General features: G+C 63.5%; 19 protein-coding genes and 1 tRNA gene. 5 read left to right on the top strand and 15 right to left on the bottom strand.

What is annotated here, in order from left to right; all coding sequences use genetic code 11:
- Positions 1–2 precede the first annotated feature (2 nt).
- Positions 3–76, top strand: a tRNA-Cys gene (locus OKC41_RS08505).
- A gap of 63 nt (positions 77–139) precedes the next feature.
- Here OKC41_RS08505 and OKC41_RS08500 read toward each other — a convergent pair.
- A complete protein-coding gene (locus tag OKC41_RS08500; RefSeq protein WP_010673542.1) occupies positions 140–427 on the bottom strand; it encodes a hypothetical protein in 288 nt (95 codons plus the stop codon).
- A 214-nt stretch (positions 428–641) separates the two neighbouring features.
- On the opposite strand from OKC41_RS08500, the gene OKC41_RS08495 reads away from it, so the two are divergent.
- A complete protein-coding gene (locus OKC41_RS08495; protein WP_270671889.1) occupies positions 642–842 on the top strand; it encodes a YbfA family protein in 201 nt (66 codons plus the stop codon).
- Positions 843–1,108: 266 nt separating this feature from the next.
- On the opposite strand, the gene OKC41_RS08490 is transcribed toward OKC41_RS08495, so the two are convergent.
- The 5 genes from OKC41_RS08490 to OKC41_RS08470 form a co-directional block, all read right to left on the bottom strand.
- Positions 1,109–1,513 carry a response regulator gene (locus OKC41_RS08490; RefSeq protein ID WP_270671888.1) on the bottom strand — a complete coding sequence of 135 codons (405 nt, stop codon included), beginning with the start codon at positions 1,511–1,513 and terminating at the stop codon, positions 1,109–1,111.
- Between the two features lie 75 nt (positions 1,514–1,588).
- Positions 1,589–4,330, bottom strand: coding sequence for a transporter substrate-binding domain-containing protein (locus OKC41_RS08485; protein WP_270671887.1), 2,742 nt, complete (start codon positions 4,328–4,330; stop codon positions 1,589–1,591).
- Between the two features lie 143 nt (positions 4,331–4,473).
- Positions 4,474–5,241: a class III extradiol ring-cleavage dioxygenase gene (locus OKC41_RS08480; RefSeq protein ID WP_041213317.1), complete on the bottom strand. Its 768-nt coding sequence runs from the start codon at positions 5,239–5,241 to the stop codon at positions 4,474–4,476.
- Between the two features lie 296 nt (positions 5,242–5,537).
- Positions 5,538–6,008, bottom strand: a complete 471-nt coding sequence (locus OKC41_RS08475) for an FKBP-type peptidyl-prolyl cis-trans isomerase (protein ID WP_010673545.1) — start codon at positions 6,006–6,008, stop codon at positions 5,538–5,540.
- Between the two features lie 137 nt (positions 6,009–6,145).
- Positions 6,146–7,300, bottom strand: a complete 1,155-nt coding sequence (locus tag OKC41_RS08470; protein ID WP_201893449.1) for a Na/Pi symporter — start codon at positions 7,298–7,300, stop codon at positions 6,146–6,148.
- A gap of 251 nt (positions 7,301–7,551) precedes the next feature.
- Between OKC41_RS08470 and OKC41_RS08465 the strand changes: the two genes are divergently transcribed.
- Positions 7,552–7,965 (top strand): hypothetical protein, encoded by a 414-nt coding sequence (locus tag OKC41_RS08465; RefSeq protein ID WP_128314149.1) that lies wholly within the window; start codon positions 7,552–7,554, stop codon positions 7,963–7,965.
- 75 nt (positions 7,966–8,040) lie between these two features.
- Here OKC41_RS08465 and OKC41_RS08460 read toward each other — a convergent pair whose 3' ends face one another.
- From OKC41_RS08460 to OKC41_RS08440, 5 genes are all read right to left on the bottom strand, one after another.
- Positions 8,041–9,384: an APC family permease gene (locus OKC41_RS08460; RefSeq protein ID WP_039039328.1), complete on the bottom strand. Its 1,344-nt coding sequence runs from the start codon at positions 9,382–9,384 to the stop codon at positions 8,041–8,043.
- A 470-nt stretch (positions 9,385–9,854) separates the two neighbouring features.
- Complete coding sequence (locus tag OKC41_RS08455; RefSeq protein WP_270671886.1) at positions 9,855–11,198, bottom strand: APC family permease; 1,344 nt, start codon at positions 11,196–11,198, stop codon at positions 9,855–9,857.
- Positions 11,198–11,335 carry a hypothetical protein gene (locus OKC41_RS08450; protein WP_164882979.1) on the bottom strand — a complete coding sequence of 46 codons (138 nt, stop codon included), beginning with the start codon at positions 11,333–11,335 and terminating at the stop codon, positions 11,198–11,200. The genes OKC41_RS08455 and OKC41_RS08450 overlap by 1 nt, the downstream gene beginning before the upstream one ends.
- 233 nt (positions 11,336–11,568) lie before the next feature.
- Positions 11,569–12,858, bottom strand: a complete 1,290-nt coding sequence (gene gabT / locus OKC41_RS08445; RefSeq protein ID WP_039039330.1) for a 4-aminobutyrate--2-oxoglutarate transaminase — start codon at positions 12,856–12,858, stop codon at positions 11,569–11,571.
- A 231-nt stretch (positions 12,859–13,089) separates the two neighbouring features.
- Positions 13,090–14,553, bottom strand: a complete 1,464-nt coding sequence (locus OKC41_RS08440; RefSeq protein WP_160837898.1) for an NAD-dependent succinate-semialdehyde dehydrogenase — start codon at positions 14,551–14,553, stop codon at positions 13,090–13,092.
- Between the two features lie 309 nt (positions 14,554–14,862).
- Between OKC41_RS08440 and puuR the strand changes: the two genes are divergently transcribed.
- The gene (gene puuR / locus OKC41_RS08435; protein ID WP_270671885.1) at positions 14,863–15,471 is read left to right on the top strand and encodes an HTH-type transcriptional regulator PuuR; all 609 of its coding nucleotides are present in this window, start codon (positions 14,863–14,865) and stop codon (positions 15,469–15,471) included.
- 49 nt (positions 15,472–15,520) lie between these two features.
- Positions 15,521–16,798 (top strand): FAD-binding oxidoreductase, encoded by a 1,278-nt coding sequence (locus tag OKC41_RS08430; RefSeq protein WP_113977858.1) that lies wholly within the window; start codon positions 15,521–15,523, stop codon positions 16,796–16,798.
- Positions 16,799–16,898: 100 nt separating this feature from the next.
- Here the strand turns inward: OKC41_RS08430 and OKC41_RS08425 are convergent, their stop codons facing one another.
- The 4 genes from OKC41_RS08425 to OKC41_RS08410 all read right to left on the bottom strand — a co-directional run bounded on the left by OKC41_RS08425 (position 16,899) and on the right by OKC41_RS08410 (position 20,555).
- A complete protein-coding gene (locus OKC41_RS08425; RefSeq protein WP_270671884.1) occupies positions 16,899–18,107 on the bottom strand; it encodes a transporter in 1,209 nt (402 codons plus the stop codon).
- Between the two features lie 63 nt (positions 18,108–18,170).
- Positions 18,171–18,830 carry a hypothetical protein gene (locus OKC41_RS08420; RefSeq protein ID WP_270671883.1) on the bottom strand — a complete coding sequence of 220 codons (660 nt, stop codon included), beginning with the start codon at positions 18,828–18,830 and terminating at the stop codon, positions 18,171–18,173.
- Between the two features lie 7 nt (positions 18,831–18,837).
- Positions 18,838–19,515: a C39 family peptidase gene (locus OKC41_RS08415; RefSeq protein ID WP_270671882.1), complete on the bottom strand. Its 678-nt coding sequence runs from the start codon at positions 19,513–19,515 to the stop codon at positions 18,838–18,840.
- Positions 19,516–19,568: 53 nt separating this feature from the next.
- A complete protein-coding gene (locus OKC41_RS08410) occupies positions 19,569–20,555 on the bottom strand; it encodes a hypothetical protein (protein WP_270671881.1) in 987 nt (328 codons plus the stop codon).
- Positions 20,556–20,564 lie beyond the last annotated feature (9 nt).

The raw sequence follows: 20,564 nt of genomic DNA, 5'->3' as shown, positions 1-20,564 counted from the left end.
ATGGCGCGTTAGCAAAGCGGTTATGCAGCGGATTGCAAATCCGTTTAGTCCGGTTCGACTCCGGAACGTGCCTCCATCTTCTCCCTGTTTTCCACGTCATTGACGTTGTCCATCCGCCATGGCGGCCCAAGATGATGCTTCATTGCATGTCAGTCAGCCGTGAACAACCCTCCCGTTGCCACGTCTTGTGCAGATGCTGATCCATCTCGGCCAATGCCTCGCCCCTGGATCCGGACCTCTCTTCGCCCCCCTGTTCTGCCAGTGCGGCCATCTCCTTTATCAGCAAACCGCATTGCCACAGGCTGGCGGTGGGGACCCCGTGATAGGGGATGTCGATGGCATCGTCACGATTGAGCCGCCACTCCTGCCACTGGCTCCAGGCGAGCACGCCCAATGCCCCCAGCAGCGCCGCATCTGCAAGTTTCATCCTGTGTTCCCCCGTTCTGTTCCAGTCCTCGTTAACTCTGGAACAGGGGCCGCGTTTTGCCACCTTTGTTGTTTTTTAGTTAAAGAATGTAACCCGGTTTCATTTTTAGGCTTTTAGCCCCATTTTTTATCAAAAAATGGCGCAGTCGGTGTAGTAATCCTACAATGATTGGCGTAATCTTTGTTCAGTGGTCTTACCAGTGAGGCGTTACATCATGTTTCATCCCTTCTCCCTGACTCAGATAATCCTTCGCCGCATCTTCGTCCTGATGGCGGGTCTGCTCGCCTTCCCGGTGATGCTGTTTTGCCGGGATCGCGCCCGTTTCTACAGCTACCTGCACCGCATCTGGAGCAAGACCAGCACCAAACCGGTCTGGCTCAAGATGAGCGAGCGAGGGGAGCGGATCTTCTACTGATCCTCCCCGTGACGCCCGCTTCACCCGGCGCCAGACTGGCGTGACAGGAAGGCTGGGCGCACCTCCCGATATAAAAAAACCGACACCCTGGTGTCGGTTTTTTTATGGGGCTCGAACCGCCACCGGCCTTGTATCCATGGCTGGTCCACGTTGTCTCTTGTCTCTTGTTTCTGTGGGCGACCCTTTATGCCGCACTCTCAGTCGCACTCTCAGTCGCACTCTCAGCCGCGCCCGTGCGACATGACGGGAGGAAGGGCTGGCGGTATTCAGGGCGCTGGCCCCAGAGTGGCCAGCGCCGCGCGCAGACGGGCGAGGCCGATGGGCTTGAACAGGCAGTCGTTCATGCCGGCGGCGAGGCAAAGCTCCCGCTCGCGAGGCTGGGCATGGGCGGTGAAGCCCCAGACGGGCAGGCCATGGCCAAGGGCACGCAGGCTGCGGGTCAGCTCGAAGCCGTCCATCACCGGCATCTGGCAATGGGTGATGACCAGATCGAAGGGGTGGCTGGCGAGGGCGCGCAGGGCCTCCAGGCCATTGCTGCGCACACTGACGTCGTGTCCCAGGTGCTTGAGCTGCTGGCGCAGCAGGATCTGGTTGGCGTGATTGTCATCGACCACCAGGATATGCAGCCGATGGGGGAGGGGTTGAGCCTGGTGGGGCTGGGGCGCCGGCATTGCCGTGATCGGGGCGGGGGGTTGCTGAGCGAGCGTGAGGGGCAGCCTTATCTCGAGCCGGGTACCTTCGCCGACCTAGCTGTGAACGGCTATCTCCCCCCCCATCATCTGGCACAGGATGCGGGCGATGTTGAGGCCCAGCCCGCTGCCGGGGAACTGGCCCTGGCCGTGGGCGCGATAGAAGGGGGTGAAGAGCCGGGGCAGCTTGTCCGCAGGAATGCCGGCTCCAGTGTCGGTGATGGTGAGGTGCAGCACAGGAGGCTGCTCGCCCCCGGTCAGGGTGGCGGTGATGGCGACCCGGCCCTGCTCGGTGAACTTGATGGCGTTGCCGATGAGATTGAAGAGGATCTGGCGCAGGCGAAGGGGATCGATCAGCACCCTTGGCATGGGGGTGTCGGGCAGCCTGACCTCATAGAGCAGCCCCTTCTGCTCGGCCATGCCCGCAAAGACCCGGGTGACGGACGAGAGCAGGGGAGCGAGATCGCAGGGGGTGGGAGTCAGGGTCATCTGGCCCGCCTCTATGGAGGCGATATCCAGGCTGTCCCCCAGCAGATCCAGCAGACCGTTGGCGGAGTCGGCGGCGATGCGCAGCAGCTCGCCGCTGTGACGGCTGAGAGCGGGATCCTCGGTGGCCAGCTCCAGCATGCCGAGGATGGCGTTCATGGGGGTGCGGATCTCGTGGCTCATGGTGGCGAGGAAGTCGCTCTTGGCTCGGCTGGCGCTGTCGGCCTGCTGTTTGGCCTCGCGCAGCGCCTCTTCCAGCCGCTTGCGGTCCGTGATGTCTATCCAGCCGTCGATCACCCCGCTGATGGCCCCCTCCCCGTCGAAATAGGGCACCATCCAGTGATAGATGTCGCTCTGGGTCCCCCTGTGATGGAAGAGGCGATCCGCAAAGATGGGCTGCCCCTCCTGCAATACCCTGGCAAAGTCCTGCTCCAGCACGGCGATGCTGCCTGCATCGAGCACCCCTGACAGCCCCTGGGCGAAGGGCTGACCCAGGATGGCTTTTGGCTCGGCGCCGAGCTGGGTCAGGTATTTGCTGTTGCACAGCAGCACCTTGCCGCTCTTGTCCCGCACGACGATGGGGTGGGGCAGGCTCTCCCCCAGTGCCCGGATGAACCTGACATAGGCCTCCAGTTGCTGGCGGGAAGCCTGCTCGGCGCTGGCCATCCGCTTGAACATGCGGTTGCGATAGAGCAGCACCAGCGCCAGGGTGAGGAGCCCCACGAACACCAGGTAGACGATGTGGGCGTGGCGATCCATGAAGCCGGGAACCGGCAGTTTGCGGTTGCGCCACTCGTAACTAATCATGGCGAGCTCGTTGGGGGGGATGGCGAGGATGGTCTTGTCGAGGATCCCCATCAGCATCCCCTGTCCGGGCAGGCTGGCAAACCCCATCCGGATCGGCTCGTCATCGGCGGGGCCGGCGATGCGCAGCGGGCTCAGGGGATCATTGTCCAGTGCATGGCGGGCAAAATAGAGGGGCACGATGGCGGCATCCACCCGTCCCTGGGCGAGCACCTCCATCGCTTCTGCGGCACTCTCCACCTGGGTGATGCGGCTGCCCTCCAGTCTCTGTGCGAGGGGCACATGGTGCGTCATCGCCACCGTCTTGCCCCCCAGACGCCGGAGGGTGTCGATCCCTTGTTCCTCCTGGCGGGTGAGGATCACATAGATGTTGTCGGTGGCATAGGGCACCGAGGTGTGCAGCCCGTAGTGTTCGGCCACCTGCTGGGAGATGGCGCCGATGAGGTCGATGGCGCCTGACTGCATGGCTTTTGCCAGCTGACGCTCGGAGTCTGCCCGCACGAACTCGAAGGTGAGGCCGGTGCGTGTGCGGATCTTGTCCAGCATGTCCACCGTCATGCCGACCAGCTGGCCGTCATGATCCAGGGCGCCATAGGGGTAGAGGTTGTCCATCAGCCACACCCTGATGGGGGGCGCTTGCCGCATCCAGGCCCGCTCGGCGGCATCATAGAGATCGGCGCTTCGCTCGCTCATGTCGCGGATGGGCCCGTTCCACTGGGTGAAGAGGGTGTTGCGCGCCCGGTCGTCGATGGCCGCCAGCCCCCGGTTGACCAGGCTGAGCAGGGCGGGCTCGGTGGCCGGGACGGCAAAGCGGAACTCGGCAGGCGCCAGCTCGGGCGGGGCCTCGCCCCGCTGGCGAAGGTTGTCGAAGCGCTCGCTGTTGAGGTAGTGGGTGGCGTGGGCATCCCCCAGCAGGATGTCGTCGCGGCCGAAGAAGACCGCATCGAACGCCTCCATGTTGGAGGGATAGGTCACCAGGGTGAGGGTGGGGTAGTAGCGGCCAAAGCGCGCCCTGTCTATCTGATCCCGGACGGCGGCTACCCGCTGTCCCGGTGTGAGCAGTGCCCCCCGATAACGTCTGGGCACGGAGAAGACGAGGGGGCTGCTGAAATAGGGGTTGCTCAGGCGGATCGCCCGGGTGTCACTGTCCGCCAGGGTGAGATTGCCGAGGCTGGCGAGGTGTATCTCCCCCCGTGCCAGGGCACGGAGCAGGTGCGCCTTGTCGGGGAAGGCGCTCAGGGCAACGGATTTGTCCAGCATCCGGGCCAGCAGATCGATGTAGTCGGCACTGAGCCCCTCGACGCGCTGGCGAGCGATCATGGTGAAGGGGCGGTAGTCCTCTTGCAGGATGCCGACCCGCAGTTGGGACTGCTGGCGCAGCCATCCGAGCTCCGCCTCCGACCAGCGGGGAGGCTGCGGGGCGGGATCGTAGCGGCTGTGCAGGGTCAGGGCCTGCACAGGTTGAAGGCAGAGCAGACAGAGCAGGATCAGTGTTCGATATAGGTTCATCTAGCCACCCGACGCGACAGCCATCCCTGCCAAGCCTTATCCAATGGCGGCCATTCTACCGGAAAATGGCTATAACGAGTCCGCTATTTCTCCACGCGCGTCGGCGAGAGCACGGCAAGCAGGGCGGCCTGGCCGCCCCGCCCTCAGCCGAACTGGTAGGCCCCCATGTAGAGGCTGCCGTAATCCCAGCTGTCGTGCAGCTTTCGGGGTCTGTCGGCCCCCGCCGCGCCGAGCGCTACAAACAGGGGGCGCAGGTGATCGTCATGGGGATGGGATTCCACCGCGCCCGGCGCCCGGGCCCGGTAATCTTCCAGCGCTCCCCTGTCTCCCTCTGCCATGGTCTGCTCCAGCCAGCGGGCAAACTGGCTTGCCCACTGGGGAACCGGCGAGCCGTCCGGCCCGAGGGCACGGAGGTTGTGGGTGATGGCGCCGGAGGCGAGGATGCCGATCCCTTGCTCGCGCAGCCCCTGCAATGCCTCCCCCAGTTGCCACAGCTGGGCCGGGGTGAAGCTGGCCGGGATGGCGATCTGCACCAGGGGGAGTTCACTGTCCGGATCCATCAGGGAGAGGGGGGACCAGACTCCGTGATCCAGCTCGCGGCGCACCGGGGTGGCGGGCAGACCGGCCAGCAGCAGCTGATCGCTCACCGCTTCCTGCAACCATTGCGGGCTCGTCGCGGGCCAGCGGATCTGGTAGAGGGGCTCGGGGAAGCCGTAGAAGTCGTACATCAGGGCCGGGCTGGGCTCGACGTTGATCTGCAGCTCGCTTCGGCTGAACCAGTGGGCCGAGATCACCACCAGCCCTCTGGCACCCTCGAGGCGCAGTTGCTTCAGGAACCGGGTCGCGGGCTGATCGCGCAGGACCAGATCCGGGGCGCCGTGGGAGATGAACCAGACAGGGGCGATAGACATGACAGACTCCATATGCGTTGTGCCGATGCGCGGCGCACCGACAACCCGAGGCCAGGGCGACATGCCGCTGACGATGTGGTCATTATCTGCCCCTATTAATGGGTTAACAATCAGGCTTTATGGATAAGCACTCTTCACTTTTGGTTGATAGTCTGGCATCAGGGCGAGGGAGACCGGGGCAGAAACGACAACGCCGGCGCAGTGCGCCGGCGTTGTGATCAGGGTCAGTCGGACGTGGCCCCTGACGGGATGCCCCGCAGCGCCACCGCCAAGATCAACGCGGGCCCAGTACGGGTTTATTGAATGCCCAGCAGCTCCACGTCGAAGATGAGGACTGAGCCCGGCGGGATCTTGCCGGCGGCGCGATCGCCATAGGCCAGGTTGGCGGGGATGTAGAAGCGGGTCTTCTCCCCTTCCACCATCAGTTGCACCCCTTCGGTCCAACCCTTGATCACCTGGTTGAGGCCGAACTCGATGGGTTCGCCACGGGCGACGGAGCTGTCGAACACGGTGCCGTCCAGCAGCTTGCCCTCGTAGTGCACCTTCACCTTGCTGGTGGCGGTGGGGTGAACGGTACCGGTGCCCGGGGTCAGCACTTCGTACTGCAGGCCGGAGGCGGTGGTGGTCACCAGGGGTTTTTCCTGGTTGCTGGCGAGGAACTCGGCCCCCTTGCGCACGTTCTCTTCCGCCAGCTTCCGGTTGTTGCTGCTGGAGTAGAAGTAGTAGGCGGCGCCGGCGATAAGAAGGGCTATCAGAATGAATTTCATCGGGTTTTCCTGTTCCTTGAAATCAGAGTGCAATGAAGGGGCATCTTATCCCAGCCGGGGAGGGAGGGCGAGGGGGGATGCCGGAGGATGTGACCGGACGGGCAAGGCACCGGGGGCATGATGCCCCCGGTTCGGATTTACTTGACGGCCACCATCATCAGGGCGGGCAGGGCGAAGAAGAGCCCGGCCACGTAACCCAGCGCCAGCAGCTTGTTCTCGCTGCCGACCCGGGCCAGGGTTTCGGCGGCCTTGATGGGCAGCTCCCGCAGGAAGGGCACGCCATAGATGAGCGCCACGGCGAAGACGTTGAACAGCACATGCACGAAGGCGATGGTCAAGGCCAGCTGGGCGCCGGCGCCGCTGATGGCGGTGGCCGCCAGCAGGGCCGTGATGGTGGTGCCGATGTTGGCCCCCAGGGTGAAGGGATAGAGCTGACGGGTGTTGAACACGCCGCCGCCCGCCAGGGGGATCATCAGGCTGGTGGTGGTGGAGGAGGACTGTACCATGACGGTCACCAGGGTGCCGGAGGCGATGCCGGTGAGCGGGCCACGGCCCAGCGCCTTGTGCAGCAGCTCCTTGGCACGGCCCACCATGACCCGTTGCAGCACCTTGCCGAGGGCGGTGACGCAGCCGAGGATCAGCAGAATGCCGATGAGAATGGTGGCGATGGCGGGGCCCTTGCCCGGCAGGAAGGCGACGGCGCTGTCGATGAGATCCAGGGAGGGGGAGATGAGGGGCTTCATGAAGTCCATGCCCTTCATGGACATGTCGGCGGAGCCCATCAGCAGACCGGACAGCCACTCGGCACTCTTTTGCAGCAGACCGAACATCAATTCCAGCGGCAGGAAGATGAAGACGGCCAGCAGGTTGAAGAAGTCGTGCACGGTGGCGGCGGCGAAGGCGCGGCGAAACTCGCCCCTGTCACGGATATGGCCGAGGGAGACGATGGTGTTGGTGATGGTGGTACCGAGGTTGGCCCCCATCACCATAGGGATGGCCATGCTCATGGGCAGGCCGCCCGCCACCAGGCCGACGATCACCGAGGTCACGGTACTGGAGGATTGCACCAGGGCGGTGGCCAGGATGCCGAGCAGCAGCGCGACGAAGGGGTTGTTGGCAAAGGCGAAGATCTGGGCCGCGCCCTCGGCGCCGCCGGAGAAGCCCTTGAAGCCGTGGGAGACGGCGCCAACGGCGACCAGGATCAGGTAGATCAGCGTGATCACCGCGAGCCAGTTGAACAGGGGGCCGGGACGGCGGATCTGCTGGGGTGCGGAAGATGCGGTGCTGTGCATATGGCCTCTTGGGGTCGTTCTGCGTTGAAAATGGACGGGCGCATTACAGCAGTGCTCCATGACAGAAATATGACAACGTGACACTTTTATGATGCTTTGGTGACAGGGCGGCAGGGGGCGTCGCAGACAAAAGGTGTCGGAGCAAACGCCGATATGACGCCATCCGGCTCATCACCGGCCCCCACCCTTGCACTGGGATCCCAGGGTTATATGCTGCCGGACTTTCCTGTCTTGAAACTGAGGAAGTGATGATGCGTGCATGGGTTTTGTGCCTCTCCCTGGGTCTGCTGTCTGCCGGTGCGCAGGCCAGCGTGTTCAAGTCCGAGTGCAACCTCGACAAGGCGGTCAGGAACGAGGCGATGAACGCCACCCTGGGGGTCAAGGGCAACTGCGATGCCGACAAGCTGGTGCGCCAGCAGAAGGAGAAGGCCAATGCCGAGGTGAAGAAACACACCACGGACGTGCTGGACAAGAAGACGGCGGGACTGAAAGAGGCGAAGAAAAACGCCACGGACACGCTGGACAAGAAGACCTCCGGCCTCAAGGAGACCAACGAGGAGCTGAAGGCGACCCGGCAGAAAGTCAACCAGACCGAGAAGAACGTGAAGGCCGTGACCAAGGATCCGGTCAAGGCGGCCGCCACGGCCGTGCTCAATCAGGGGTGAGGGTCCGCGCACCGGACGTCTGAATGCAAGAAGGGGAGCCATGGGCTCCCCTTCTGTTTGGGCGTGTGTGCCGACTTACTGGCCGTCGGCCGCTTCCTCGTACTGACGGAAGGGGATGCGGAACACGGCGAGGCGCAGGAAGAGGTAGGTGACCCCGATCCCCGCCCAGATGAGGCCAAGCTCTAGGGAGCTCTGCTCCAGGTTGATCCAGAGGGCGCCGATGGTGGCGGCCCCCAGCAGCGGCAGCACCAGGAACAGCAGGTGTTCCTTGAGGCTCTTGTTGCGCTTCTCGCGCACCCAGAACTGGCCGATCACCGAGAGGTTGACGAAGGTGAAGGCCACCAGGGCGCCGAAGTTCACCAGGGCCAGGGCCATGTCCAGATCGAAGGAGACCGCGGAGAGGGCCAGGGCCCCCACCAGCAGCACGTTGATGGCCGGGGTGCGCCAGGTGGGGTGGATATAGCCGAACACCCGCTCCGGGATCATGCGATCGCGCCCCATCACGTAGAGGATGCGCGACACGCCGGCGTGGGCCGCCATGCCGGAGGCGAGCACGGCCGCGGTGGTGCACACCAGCACCACGCTCTGGAACAGGGTGCCACCCACGTAGAGGGCGATCTCCGGCAGCACGGCGTCCGGCTCCTTGAAGCGGGCCAGATCCGGGAAGAAGAGCTGCAGGCTGTAGGAGACGGTGACGAAGATGATGCCGCCGATGAGGGCCGTCAGCACGATGGCGCGGGGGATCACCTTGCCGGCATTCGGGGTCTCTTCGGAGAGGGAGCTCAGGCCGTCGAAGCCCAGGAACGAGAAGCAGAGGATGGTGGCGCCGGTAAACAGCGGCAGCATGCTGGCAGACTCCACATGGAACGGACGGCTGCTCATCAGGGTGCCGGCCCCTTCACCGTGACTCAGGCCCCAGGCGATGAGGCCGAGGAAGGTGACGATGATGGCGATCTGGATGAAGACGATGAAGCCGTTGAGGTTCGCCACCAGCTTGATGCCGCGCAGGTTCAGGAAGGTCATCACGGTCACCAGACCGAAGATGAAGATCCAGGGCTCCACGGTGGGGAACATGGCGGTCAGGTAGATCTTGGCCAGCAGGATGTTGATCATCGGCATGAACATGTAGTCCAGCAGGGAAGACCAGCCCACCATGAAGCCCACGTAGGGGTGGAACACCTTCTGGGCATAGGTGTAGGCGGAGCCTGCGGACGGGAAGCGGCGCACCAGGTGGCCGTAGCTGAACGCGGTCAGCAGGATGCCGCCGAGCGCCAGCAGGTAGGCGGTGGCCACGCGACCATCCGTGATGTCACCGACGATGGCGAAGGTATCGAATACCGCCATGGGCGTGAGGTAAGCCAGACCCATCACCACGACCTGGAACAGGGTGAGGGTCTTGAGCAGCTTGGCACCGGCCATCACGCTTTCTCCTCTGCACAGGCCCCGTGGGCGAGATGGGACGGGATCAGGGACGCGGGAACGCGTCGCTGGACACAGGGGGCGCCCATCTGTGGCACAGATGCGTGGCGCACGCCGGCGGGGACCGGCAGGAAAGCAGTGAAATGCCCCATGTTTTTCCTCACAACGTCGGGAGATTGCTTGGCAATCTGGGTATCAATTCCGGCACATGGCCGGCCTCTTGGTGAATGGTGGTGTGCCCCAGAAAAGCAAAGAACCGATGTTGTTGAAACATCGGCTCTCAAGGGGCGCCATATTGTGCCCTCAGGGGGGGGAGGAGACAAGCGAAAAAGGCCGCCAGCGGGGAATTTGTTCCCCCCGTGAGCGATCACTTCGCCACCGCTGCCGGAAAGTCGATGACAACCTTGTCATCAGCTGGGGCCCTGCTTTGCCGCCATGTGAAACCGGCGCCCTGGGGGCGCCGGTTTCGCTCAGGAGGCGTCCTGCTCGGGGCGGCCGAGGCGGACCCGGAACACGGTGAGGCGCAGCAGCAGGTAGATGGCACCGAGGGCGGCCCAGATCAGCCCCAGCTCGAAGGAGGAGGGCTCCAGGTTGAGCCAGAGCACCCCGATGCAGGCGGCGCCGCACAGGGGCAGGGCGAGGAACAGCAGGTGATCCTTCAGGGTCTTGTTGTGACCCAGCCTGAGATAGAAGTGGGCAATCACCGCCAGGTTGACGAAGGTGAAGGCCACCAGGGCGCCGAAGTTGATGAGCGCCAGCGCCATCTCCAGATCGAAGGCCACCGCCGAGAGGGCCAGCATGCCCACCAGCAGCACGTTGAGAGCCGGGGTCTGCCAGGTGGGGTGGATGTAGCCGAAGACGCGGCTCGGCAGGGCGCGATCCCGGCCCATCACGTAGAGCAGGCGCGACACCCCGGCGTGGGAGGCGAGCCCCGAGGCGAGCACCGCCACCGTGGTGCAGACCAGCACCACCGCCTGGAACAGCTTGCCGCCCACATAGAGGGCGATCTCCGGCAGCACCGCATCCGGCTGCTGGAAGCGGGAGATGTCAGGGAAGAAGAGCTGCAGGAAGTAGGAGACCGAGATGAAGAGCACGCCGCCGATGAGGGCGGTGAGCACGATGGCCCGGGGGATCACCCGATCCGCGTTCGGGGTCTCCTCCGACAGGGTGGTGATGGCGTCAAACCCGAGGAACGACAGGCAGAGGATGGAGGCGCCGGTCAGCAGGGGATTGATGTGCATCTGCTCGGAGAAGAAGGGGCGGCTGCTCGCCACCGTGCCCAGCCCCTCGCCGTGGCTCACGCCCCAGGCGATGAGGCCGATGAAGACGGCGATGATGCTGAACTGCATGATGACGATCAGGCTGTTGAAGTTCGCCACCAGCTTGATGCCCCGCAGGTTCAGGAAGGTCATGACGGCGGCCAGTGCCAGGATGTAGGTCCATGGGGCCACGCCGGGGAAGAGGGCCTCCATGTAGATCTTGGCCAGCAGCATGTTGATCATGGGCATGAACATGTAGTCGAGCAGGGAGACCCAGCCCACCATGAAGCCCACATAGGGGTGGAACACCTTCTGGGCATAGGTGTAGGCGGAGCCTGCCGAGGGGAACTTGCGCACCAGGTGGCCGTAGCTCATGGCGGTGAACAGCATGCCGATGAGGGCGAGCAGGTAGGCGGTCGGCACATGGCCTTCGGTGATCTCGGTGACGATGCCGAAGGTGTCGAACACCGCCATGGGGGTGAGATAGGCCAGCCCCATGATGACCACGTGCCAGAGTTTCAGGCTTTTTTTCAGACCGGCGGGGTGCGGGTGCATCAGGCGATCCCCCGCAGGCTGGCTGACGGGATCAGGCTGACGGTGAGGTCATCCTGCACGGTGGGGGCGCCAGTCCGGGATGCGGACGGATGGCGCAGACCGGCGCGGGCCGGCAGGAAAGCGATGATATGCCCCATGGAGTTCCTCACTAAGAAGCGGGTGTCGTGAGATGGCGTGCCACCTCGTTATCATTTCCGGTCTGTTCCGGCCTCGTTATGGATTTGTTTGGCGCAAAAAAAGAACCGGGCTCCGATGAGCGGACGGTCCTTGAATACGGCGGCGCATTGTGCATTCGTGATGCCCCCTTGACAAGCATATCAAGGGAGCAAAAACGCATTTTTTTGCACGTGGGCGAACGCTGTCTTCCGGATCAGGCCAGGGAGGCGGACAGGGCCTGCTCCAGCAGGTCCAGCCCCTCGTCGACGATGGCTGCCGGGGCGGTCAGGGGAGCGAGGAAACGGATCACGTTGCCACGCACGCCGCAGGCCAGCAGCACCAGCCCCCGCTTGCCCGCCTCGGCCACCAGCCGCTTGGTGAGATCCGGGTCCGGTCTTTCGGCATCCCCCTCCTTCACCAGCTCCATGGCCACCATGGCGCCGGGGCCGCGGATGTTGCCGATGCAGTCAAACCGTGTCGCCAGCTGGTGCAGGCGTGCCTTGATCTGCTCCCCCTGGGCCAGGGCTTTCTGGTTCAGACGCTCCTCCTCGATCACCTCCAGCACCGCCAGGGCGGCGGCGCAGGCGATGGGGGAGCCCGCATAGGTGCCCCCCAGGCCACCGGGCTTGGCGGCGTTCATCACCTCGCTCTTGCCCACCACGGCAGAGAGCGGGAAGCCGCCGGCCAGGCTCTTGGCGAGGGTCATGATGTCGGGTTCGACACCGCTGTATTCGGTGGCGAAGGTCTTGCCGGTGCGACAGAAACCGGTCTGGATCTCGTCGCAGATGAGCAGGATGCCGTGCTGGTCGCACACCTGGCGCAGGCGCTGCATGAAGCTGGCAGAGGCGGGGTAGAAGCCCCCTTCCCCCTGCACCGGCTCGATGATGATGGCGGCCACCCGGGTGGGTTCGATGTCGGCGCTGAAGCAGAGATCCAGCGCGGCCAGGGCATCGTCTTCACTCACTCCCAGGTAGTCGGCGGGGAAGGGGAGGTGATAGACCTCCCCCGGGAAGGGGCCGAAACCGGTCTTGTAGGGCACCACCTTGCCGGTGAGGGCCATGCCCATCATGGTGCGGCCGTGGAAGCCCCCCTTGAAGGCGATGGTGCCGCTGCGACCGGTGTGGGCGCGGGCGATCTTGATGGCATTCTCCACCGCCTCGGCGCCGGTGGAGAGGAAGAGGGTGCGCTTGGGGGTGGGGCCGGGCACCAGGGCATTCAATTTTTCCGCCAGCTCGATATAGCCGGAGTAGGGGGTGACCTGGAAGCAGGTGTGGCTGAACTTCTCGAGCTGCTCGCGCACCGCCGCCACCACCTTGGGGTGGTTGTGGCCGGTGTTGAGCACGGCGATGCCGGAGGCAAAGTCGATGTAGCGGTTGCCCTCCACGTCCCACAGCTCGGCGTTGTGCGCCCGGTCGATGAAGACCGGCAACAGGGTGCCGACCCCCTGGACCACGGCCGCTTCGCGGCGGGCCTGCCACTGCTGGTTGTTGCTTGAATGACTCATCTTTCCTCCCTGAGGGGCATGGGCCCCGCTATTCCTGTGCCATCTGGCCATATGTGTGCCGCCAACTGCCCTCGGGCAGGGCGGCCTGTTCGCAAAAGGGGGCCCCGGGTGTGCCCTCAGGGCCCACAAGGCGCTCGGTCGTGACCGGCGACCCCCTCTTTCTATCTGTAAAAACGATGGTCTGTGTCATAACGCATCTGTTTTAACGATGCTATTGCCCTTTCATCTCCCTCAGCGAATGCCGCCAAAGCAGAGGTATTTGGTCTCCAGGTACTCCTCCAGCCCTTCGGCCGCCCCTTCCCGGCCCAGCCCCGACTCCTTGATCCCGCCAAAGGGGGCCAGCTCGGTGGAGATGATCCCCTCGTTGATCCCCACCATGCCGTATTCGAGCCCCTCGGCCACTCGCCACACCCGGGCGATGTCGCGGCCATAGAAGTAGGCGGCCAGGCCATAGGGGGTGTCGTTGGCAAGCGCAATGGCCTCGGCTTCCGTCTCGAAGCGCACCAGAGGCGCGACGGGCCCGAAGATCTCCTCGTCCAGAATGGGGTTGCCCCGGGTGACCCCGGTCAGGATGGTGGGGTGATAGAAGAGGGGACCGGCGGGGTGGGCGTCGCCCCCCACCAGCACCCGGGCACCGGCGGCGACCGATTGCTGCACCAGCTCGGCCACCTTGCTGGCGGCGGCCGGGTTGATGAGGGGCCCGATCTGGACGCCCTCGCCCATGCCGTCTCCCACCTTGAAGGCCTTGACCGCGGCGGCGAGCTTCTCGGCGAAGGCGTCATAGACGCTGGCCTGCACCAGGATGCGGTTGGCGCAGACGCAGGTCTGGCCGGCGTTGCGGTATTTGGACGCCAGGGCCCCGGCCACGGCGGCGTCGAGGTCGGCGTCGTCAAAGACGATGAAGGGGGCGTTGCCGCCAAGCTCCAGGGAGAGGCGCTTCATGGTGTCGGCGCACTGGCGCATCAGCAGTTTGCCGATGCGGGTGGAGCCGGTGAAGGAGAGCTTGCGCACCACGGGGTTGCTGCACAGCTCGTTGCCCACTGCGCTCGCCTGATGGGAGGTGACGATGTTGATGACCCCGGCGGGAATGCCCGCCTGCTCAGCCAGTACCGCCAGCGCCAGGGCGCAGAGGGGCGTTTCGGCGGCGGGCTTGATGACGATGGTGCAACCGGCGGCCAGCGCCGGACCCGCCTTGCGGGTGATCATGGCGATGGGGAAGTTCCAGGGAGTGATGGCGGCCACGACCCCCACCGGCTGCTTGATGGTGGCCAGGCGCCGATCGGCGGAGAAGCCGGGGATGGTGCGGCCATAAGCACGCTTGCCCTCTTCCGCGAACCACTGGATGAAGCTGGCGCCGTAGGCCACCTCTCCTTTGGCTTCCGCCAGCGGCTTGCCCTGCTCGCAGGTCATGATGCGGGCGAGCTCCTCCTGGTTGGCCATGATGCGCTCGAACCAGGCGTAGAGTTTGCTGCTGCGCTCCTTGGCGGTGAGGGCCGCCCAGGCGGGTTGCGCCGCGTGGGCGGCCGCGATGGCGAGGCGGGTGTCCTCCCCGTCCATGTCGGGCACCTGGGTGATGACCTGGCCGGTGGCCGGGTTCAGGACCTCGAACCGGCGCCCGCCCAGGGACTCGCACCAGCGGCCGTCGACATAGGCCAGGGATTTGATCAGGGAGAGAGCAGATTGTGATGCTGACATAAGTAAGGGGCCTCGATAGTGGGTCTGGGTGGCGCGTCTATGTGGGCACCGCCGTATAGAATAATAAGCACATAACGACCATAAAATGAGCCGAAATGTTTTTCAAGTGTTAAATATATTTGAGTGAACTGGGCGTCACATGCTAGAAATGGGGCTGTGAGCGCGATTGTAGCGGTTTTCATTGCGCAGGGTGTGCAAAATAATGAACGCTCTGGGTTGTGCAGGATAGTGAGCGGGGCTGACGTGCCTGACTCACTATATTGACCAGTTGGCCCCAGGTATTCGAATGACCATGGAAGGAGGTGGGCGATGGAGCAATCCCGTGGCGAGGTCCGGTGGCGGACCATGACGGACAACCCTCTGGCGGAGCACGAGAGAAACATGGGGGAGCGGCTCGCCCGGATCCGCAGGGAGCTCGGGCTCTCCCAGCGCCGGGTGGCGGAGCTGAGCGGCCTGACCCACGGCGCCATCTGCATGATAGAGCAGAACAAGGTGAGCCCCTCGGTGGCCTCCCTGCAAAAGCTGCTGAGCGTCTACGAGCTGCCGTTGTCGCGCTTCTTCGCCGAAGAGGAGGTGGCGAGCACGCCCAGCGTGGTGATCAAGGCGGAGCAGCTCATCGAGCTCGGCAGCCAGGGGGTCTCCATGAAGCTGGTGCACAACGGCAACAATCGGCGCCAGCTCGGCTTCATGCTGGAGACCTATGCCCCCGGCACCGACACCGGCGGCGTGGTGAAGCATAAGGGGGAGGAGGTGGGCACCGTGCTGGAAGGGTCGGTGCTGCTGACCCTGGCCGGCCAGACCTATGAACTGTGCGCCGGGGACAGCTATGTCATCGACACCGGCGAGCCCCACAGTTTCAGTAATCCCTCGGGGCAGGTCTGCCGCATCGTCAGCGCCCACACCCCGGCCAGCTTTTAATGTGAACAACCCGTTGTGTTGGAAACGAACCGGTAAGGAAACAGGGATCATGACCGAACATGTAAAGAGTTACTACGCAGCCAGTGCCAACAAACACGCGCCCTATCCCACGCTCACCGAGCAGCTGGAGTGCGACGTCTGCGTCATCGGCGCAGGCTACACCGGCCTCTCCAGTGCGCTGCATCTGGTGGAGAAGGGGTACAAGGTGGTGGTGCTGGAGGCCGCGCGAGTCGGCTTTGGCGCCAGCGGCCGCAACGGCGGCCAGATCGTCAACTCCTACAGCCGCGACATTGACACCATCGAAGCGAACTGCCCGCCGGATCAGGCTAGGCTGCTCGGCTCCATGTTGTTTGAGGGGGGCCAGATCATCCGCGAGCGGATCAAACGCTACAACATCCAGTGCGATCTGCAGGAGGGCGGGGTGTTCGCCGCCGAGACCGAGAAGCAGCTTCACGAACTCAAGGCGCAGAAGGCGCGCTGGGAGAAGTGGGGCAACGACCAGCTGGAGCTGCTCGATGCCAAGGGGGTGCGCGAGGTGGTCGCGAGCGATCGTTACGTCGGCGCCCTGCTGGACAAGAGCGGCGGCCATATCCATCCCCTCAACCTGGCGCTGGGGGAGGCGGAAGCCATCCGCATGCAGGGGGGGCTTATCTTCGAGCAGTCCGCCGTCACCAGCATCACGCCGGGTCAACCCGCCCTGGTCAAGACCGCCAAGGGGGCGGTGAAGGCGCGCTTCGTGGTGGTGGCGGGCAACGCCTATCTCGGCAACCTGGTGCCCGAGCTCGCCGGCAAGAGCATGCCCTGCGGCACCCAGGTGATCGCCACCGAGGTGCTGGGGGAGGAGCGGGCCCGTTCACTCTTGCCACAGAACTACTGTCTGGAGGATTGCAACTACCTGCTCGACTACTACCGCACCTCCGGCGATCACCGGCTGATTTATGGCGGCGGCGTGGTCTATGGCGCGCGGGATCCGGCGGACATCGAGCGGCTGATCATCCCCAAGATGCTCAAGACCTTCCCGCAGCTGGCCGACGTCAAGGTGGAGTACACCTGGACCGGCAACTTCCTGCTCACCCTGTCGCGCCTGCCGCAGTTTGGCCGCATCGGTCACAACATCTACTACATGCAGGGCTACAGCGGTCACGGCGTCACCTGTACCCATCTGGCGGGCAAGCTGCTCTCCGAGGTGCTGAGCGGTCAGGCGGAGCGCTTCGATGCGTTCGCCAGGCTGCCGCACTACCCCTTCCCGGGTGGCCGCCTGCTGCGCATCCCCTTCACCGCCGCCGGCGCCGCCTGGTACACCCTGCGCGATCGCCTGGGGGTGTGATGTCACCGATGGCCCGCCAGGCAGGCTGGCGTCAACAAGAAGAGGGAGGCGTTATGCCTCCCTCGTTTTTTGTCGTCAACCTGCCCGGGCCCTGACGGGGCTAGAAGCGGTAGGGGAAGCGGATCCCGATGGTGTAGTCCGGTGCGTCCGTGGTGAGCCCGGCAGACCAGTTGACCGCCATGGAGAGGTTGTCGGTAATGGCCCAGGTCGACCCCATGCCAAAGCTGGCGGCGTTGGCATCGGAGCCGGTGACCTTCTCCATGGCAAAGCCTTCGGACCCCTGCTCGGACTCCATGGTGACGCGCTGGTTGATGTTGAAGGAGAGGCTGAAGCGTTCGTTGAGGGCGAATGCGACCCCCAGGCCATATTCATACCAGTCCCCCAGCTGGATGCTGCCGGGCTGGTTGCCGGGCTGGTAGGAGATATCGTCAAAGTCCTGCTTGAGGCTGTGGCCATAGTTGAGGCTGGCAAACAGGATGGCGGGATCCATGGTCTTGACCAGGGAGAAGCCGGTGGAGAGCTGCCAGAGCCCGTTGCCGGTGGCGAGCTCCTTGGGGGTCACCAGGTTGCCCGATTCCGAGGTGTTGATCTCGATGCCGTAAGGATCCTTGCCGGTCGGCGCCTTGGCCCGGAAGTTCCACACCAGATCCGGCCAATCCTCGCTCTCTGCCATGACCCTGTAGTAGATGGCGAGGCTGAGATCCCCCAGACCGCCATCGCTGACGCTCTGCTCCTCGAAGTCGCGGCTGGAGTTCTCCTTGCCGGTGCTCTGGTAGTTGGTGTTGCGGAACATGTAGGGGAGGGCCAGCTCCAGTTGCCAGCGATCGTTGAGGGTGTAGCGGGTGATGACATCCGCCGTCCACTGATCGGAGCGCACCCGATCCAGGTTGATTTCGCCAAGGAAGATGGCGTCCAGGGCGAGGAAGCCGCGCAGGGCGAGATCCTTGCGGTTGTAGTGCTGATAAGAGAGGCCGAAGTCGAGAGTCAACGCGCGATCGAACACGTTGTGTTGCTCGATCATCAGGTCTTCGGTACTGCGACCGACTTCCGGCGTGCGCCGTGCCGTATCGGGTTGGGAGGAGGCTGCGACGGCGGCCCCGGTTGCTCCCCCTGCTGTGGCGGCGGCTGGCGTGGCACCCGAGGCCTTGACGGCCTCCAGGCGAGCCTGCAACTGATGGAGTGCCTGGTTTTGCTGGATCAATTGCTGACGCAACTGATCCAGCTGTTGTTGTAGGGCCTCTTCTTCTGCAGTTGCGCCCCAGCAGGTGAAGGGGGTCAGTGCAATCAACAGCATGGTCGACTGTTTCATTGAGATACGTCCTTGTTGTTTATTATCCTTTTTTATAGTTCAACCCATGGGATTCACCTGCTGTTAACGAGAGAACCAGATCCGGGTCTGATTCAGGGTCTGCAAGCCGTCTCCCCTGACCTTGTTGAACTGCAGCAGACCGCGGCTGAAGTCGGTGCCTCGCAGGCTCTGTTCCAGCAGGACTCGTCCGTCGGAGGAGTTTAGTTGCAACCCGGCGTAATTGCCCGAGACCCGGTAACTGGCTGTGCCTAGATTCCCCTGGTGCTCATAGTTGCCTGCGGTGACGATTTGCCCTGTCATCGCGGGGGGCGCCAGTGTTATACCGGCCTGGTTTACGGAGCTGTTGCCGCTCCCCTCCAGTTGCACGACTTGCACCAGGCCTGCGCCTTGTACCTGAGTGCTCTGGGGTGTCGTGGTAGAGGGTTTGACCTCATCCTTGATGCGCACATCCAGCCTGGGTTTGTTTTGTACCACGCTCAGCGCCAGGTTCATGGCGGCCGTTTGCTGGGCCTGGGCCGTGGTCAGGGATGAGATGAACTCGATACCGAAGTAGCTTATCCCGTGGCTACTGACATAGCGGCCACGCAGGTGGGCCAGTTCCCCATCGGCCAGTTCGGGGGCAAAGCTGTCTGACAGCAGCGCCAGAGGATCCGAGGCGGCCAGCAGCGGAGAGGCGAAGCCACCCAGACTGCAGATGAGGCATATGGCGGGTCGGGTATTCATGATGACCTCACATTAGCTCTTTGTGCTGAAAACCAAATTCCAGCAGGGATGTTTCATTGAGGGGGGCGAACAGCCCATCTTTTCCTCTGACAGACAGGGGAGGGGCAGGGTTGGCAAGGGGCGCATCAGGCCGATAGCCAGCGCCGATCACGGCAAGCAGTATGCCGTTCCAGCTCTCCTTGAACTCCTTGAAGGTGATCACTCGATTGCCGAGGGCGGGGTCTGCCAGATAGACACGATCATGGCGATCTATGGAGCGCAGCACGGCAAAGTGCTGGTAGCCGCGAATGTTGAGCAGCACTATGGTGGGGACTCTCACCTGGCGCAATTTCTCATCCCCCAGGCGGTACCCTCTGACACGCATGCCGAGCATCTGCAAATATTGCTTCATGTCGAGCATGGAAAAGCCGTAATTCTTGACCTGTTCAGGGTCTGCCATGGCGAGCATGCCGTCCATGACCCAACGTTCATTCGTTTCGTGGCCGTAGGAGTAGCGCAGTATGGTGGCGACGGCGGCGGCCCCACAGCTGAAATCCGTATGCTGGCGCTCGATATTGGCATACCGGCGCTCCAGAATGCTCTGCACCGGTTTGTTGAGATCCCCCAGTGCCGGGAGATGTTCTCCCAATGGCAGAGTGGCCGACCAGGCAGCCGGGCAGAATAGCAACAGCAATAGCCAGCGCATTGATGCCTCCATGTCCTGGAAAAAAGGGGGCGCAGAGGCCCCCATACAGTGGATTACTTGGCAAATCCTGCGGCCAGCGAGAGGTTGTTCGCTTGCAGGTTGTTGGAGCCCGACGACACGTTCACCCCAATGTTGCCCACGGCACCGTTGAAGGCGCCGCCATCGATGGTGGCACGGTTGAAGGTTTCGCGGCTGGTGTAGGTGTTGACCACGGGGATGTAGCCAGTGGCATAACCGCTCAGCTTGATGTCACCCTCTTCTTCGAACTTGAACTTGCCGTCGTTTTTACCTTGATTGTCGTAGTCGATATGACCCCACATTTTGTCACCACCCGGGTGATCCCCGTCTTTCCAGATTTCCGGATAGACGTTGTTGGTCTGCTTGCTCGTCCCCTCGTACTCACCCTCGGCTTTGAGCTTGAGGAAGATGGGGTTGTAGTCCACGGTCTTGGTGGCGCTCAGGCTCTTGTTCTCGGTCATGTTCTTGGACACGCTCTGGCTGTTGGCCACGGTGGCCACGGCCATGTTGCCGGTGGACACGGAGGCCGCCATGTTGTTGGCCTGCACGTTACCCGAACCGGAGGTCACATTGACCCCGATGTTGCCCGCGGCATTCTTGAAGGCACCATCGCCGACCCCGGCCTTGTTCTGATGGCCATGGTTGCTTGTCAAGTTATGGCTGGCGCTTTGGGTGGAGAAGACCTCGGCATCCGACGATCCGCCAGGGGCGCCATGTTGTTGTTGACCACGACCCATGATGAACTCGGCATCGACCTCGTCATAGGCGGCCAGGGAAGCGCTGTTGCCTTGTACGTTGGAGTCACCGGCGGCCACGTTGGCGCCGACGTTACCGGATGCATCCTTGAACGAGCCGTCGATCTTGCTCGTGTTCTCCGTTCTTGTATTGGCGGTGCCTATCATGGAGCTGGATTGCTGGTTGTCCACGACCGCCATGCCGAGTTTGTTGACATTGATGTAGCCGCCGACGCGAACTTCGCCTTCGTACTCCACATCGACTTCTGCCTTGACCTTCTTGGTCAAGGTTGCCCC

It is taken from the genome of Aeromonas sp. QDB17 (assembly GCF_027705305.1).
In the GTDB taxonomy this organism is placed as follows: domain Bacteria; phylum Pseudomonadota; class Gammaproteobacteria; order Enterobacterales; family Aeromonadaceae; genus Aeromonas; species Aeromonas caviae.
This window is presented reverse-complemented; position numbering and strand designations above follow the sequence as displayed.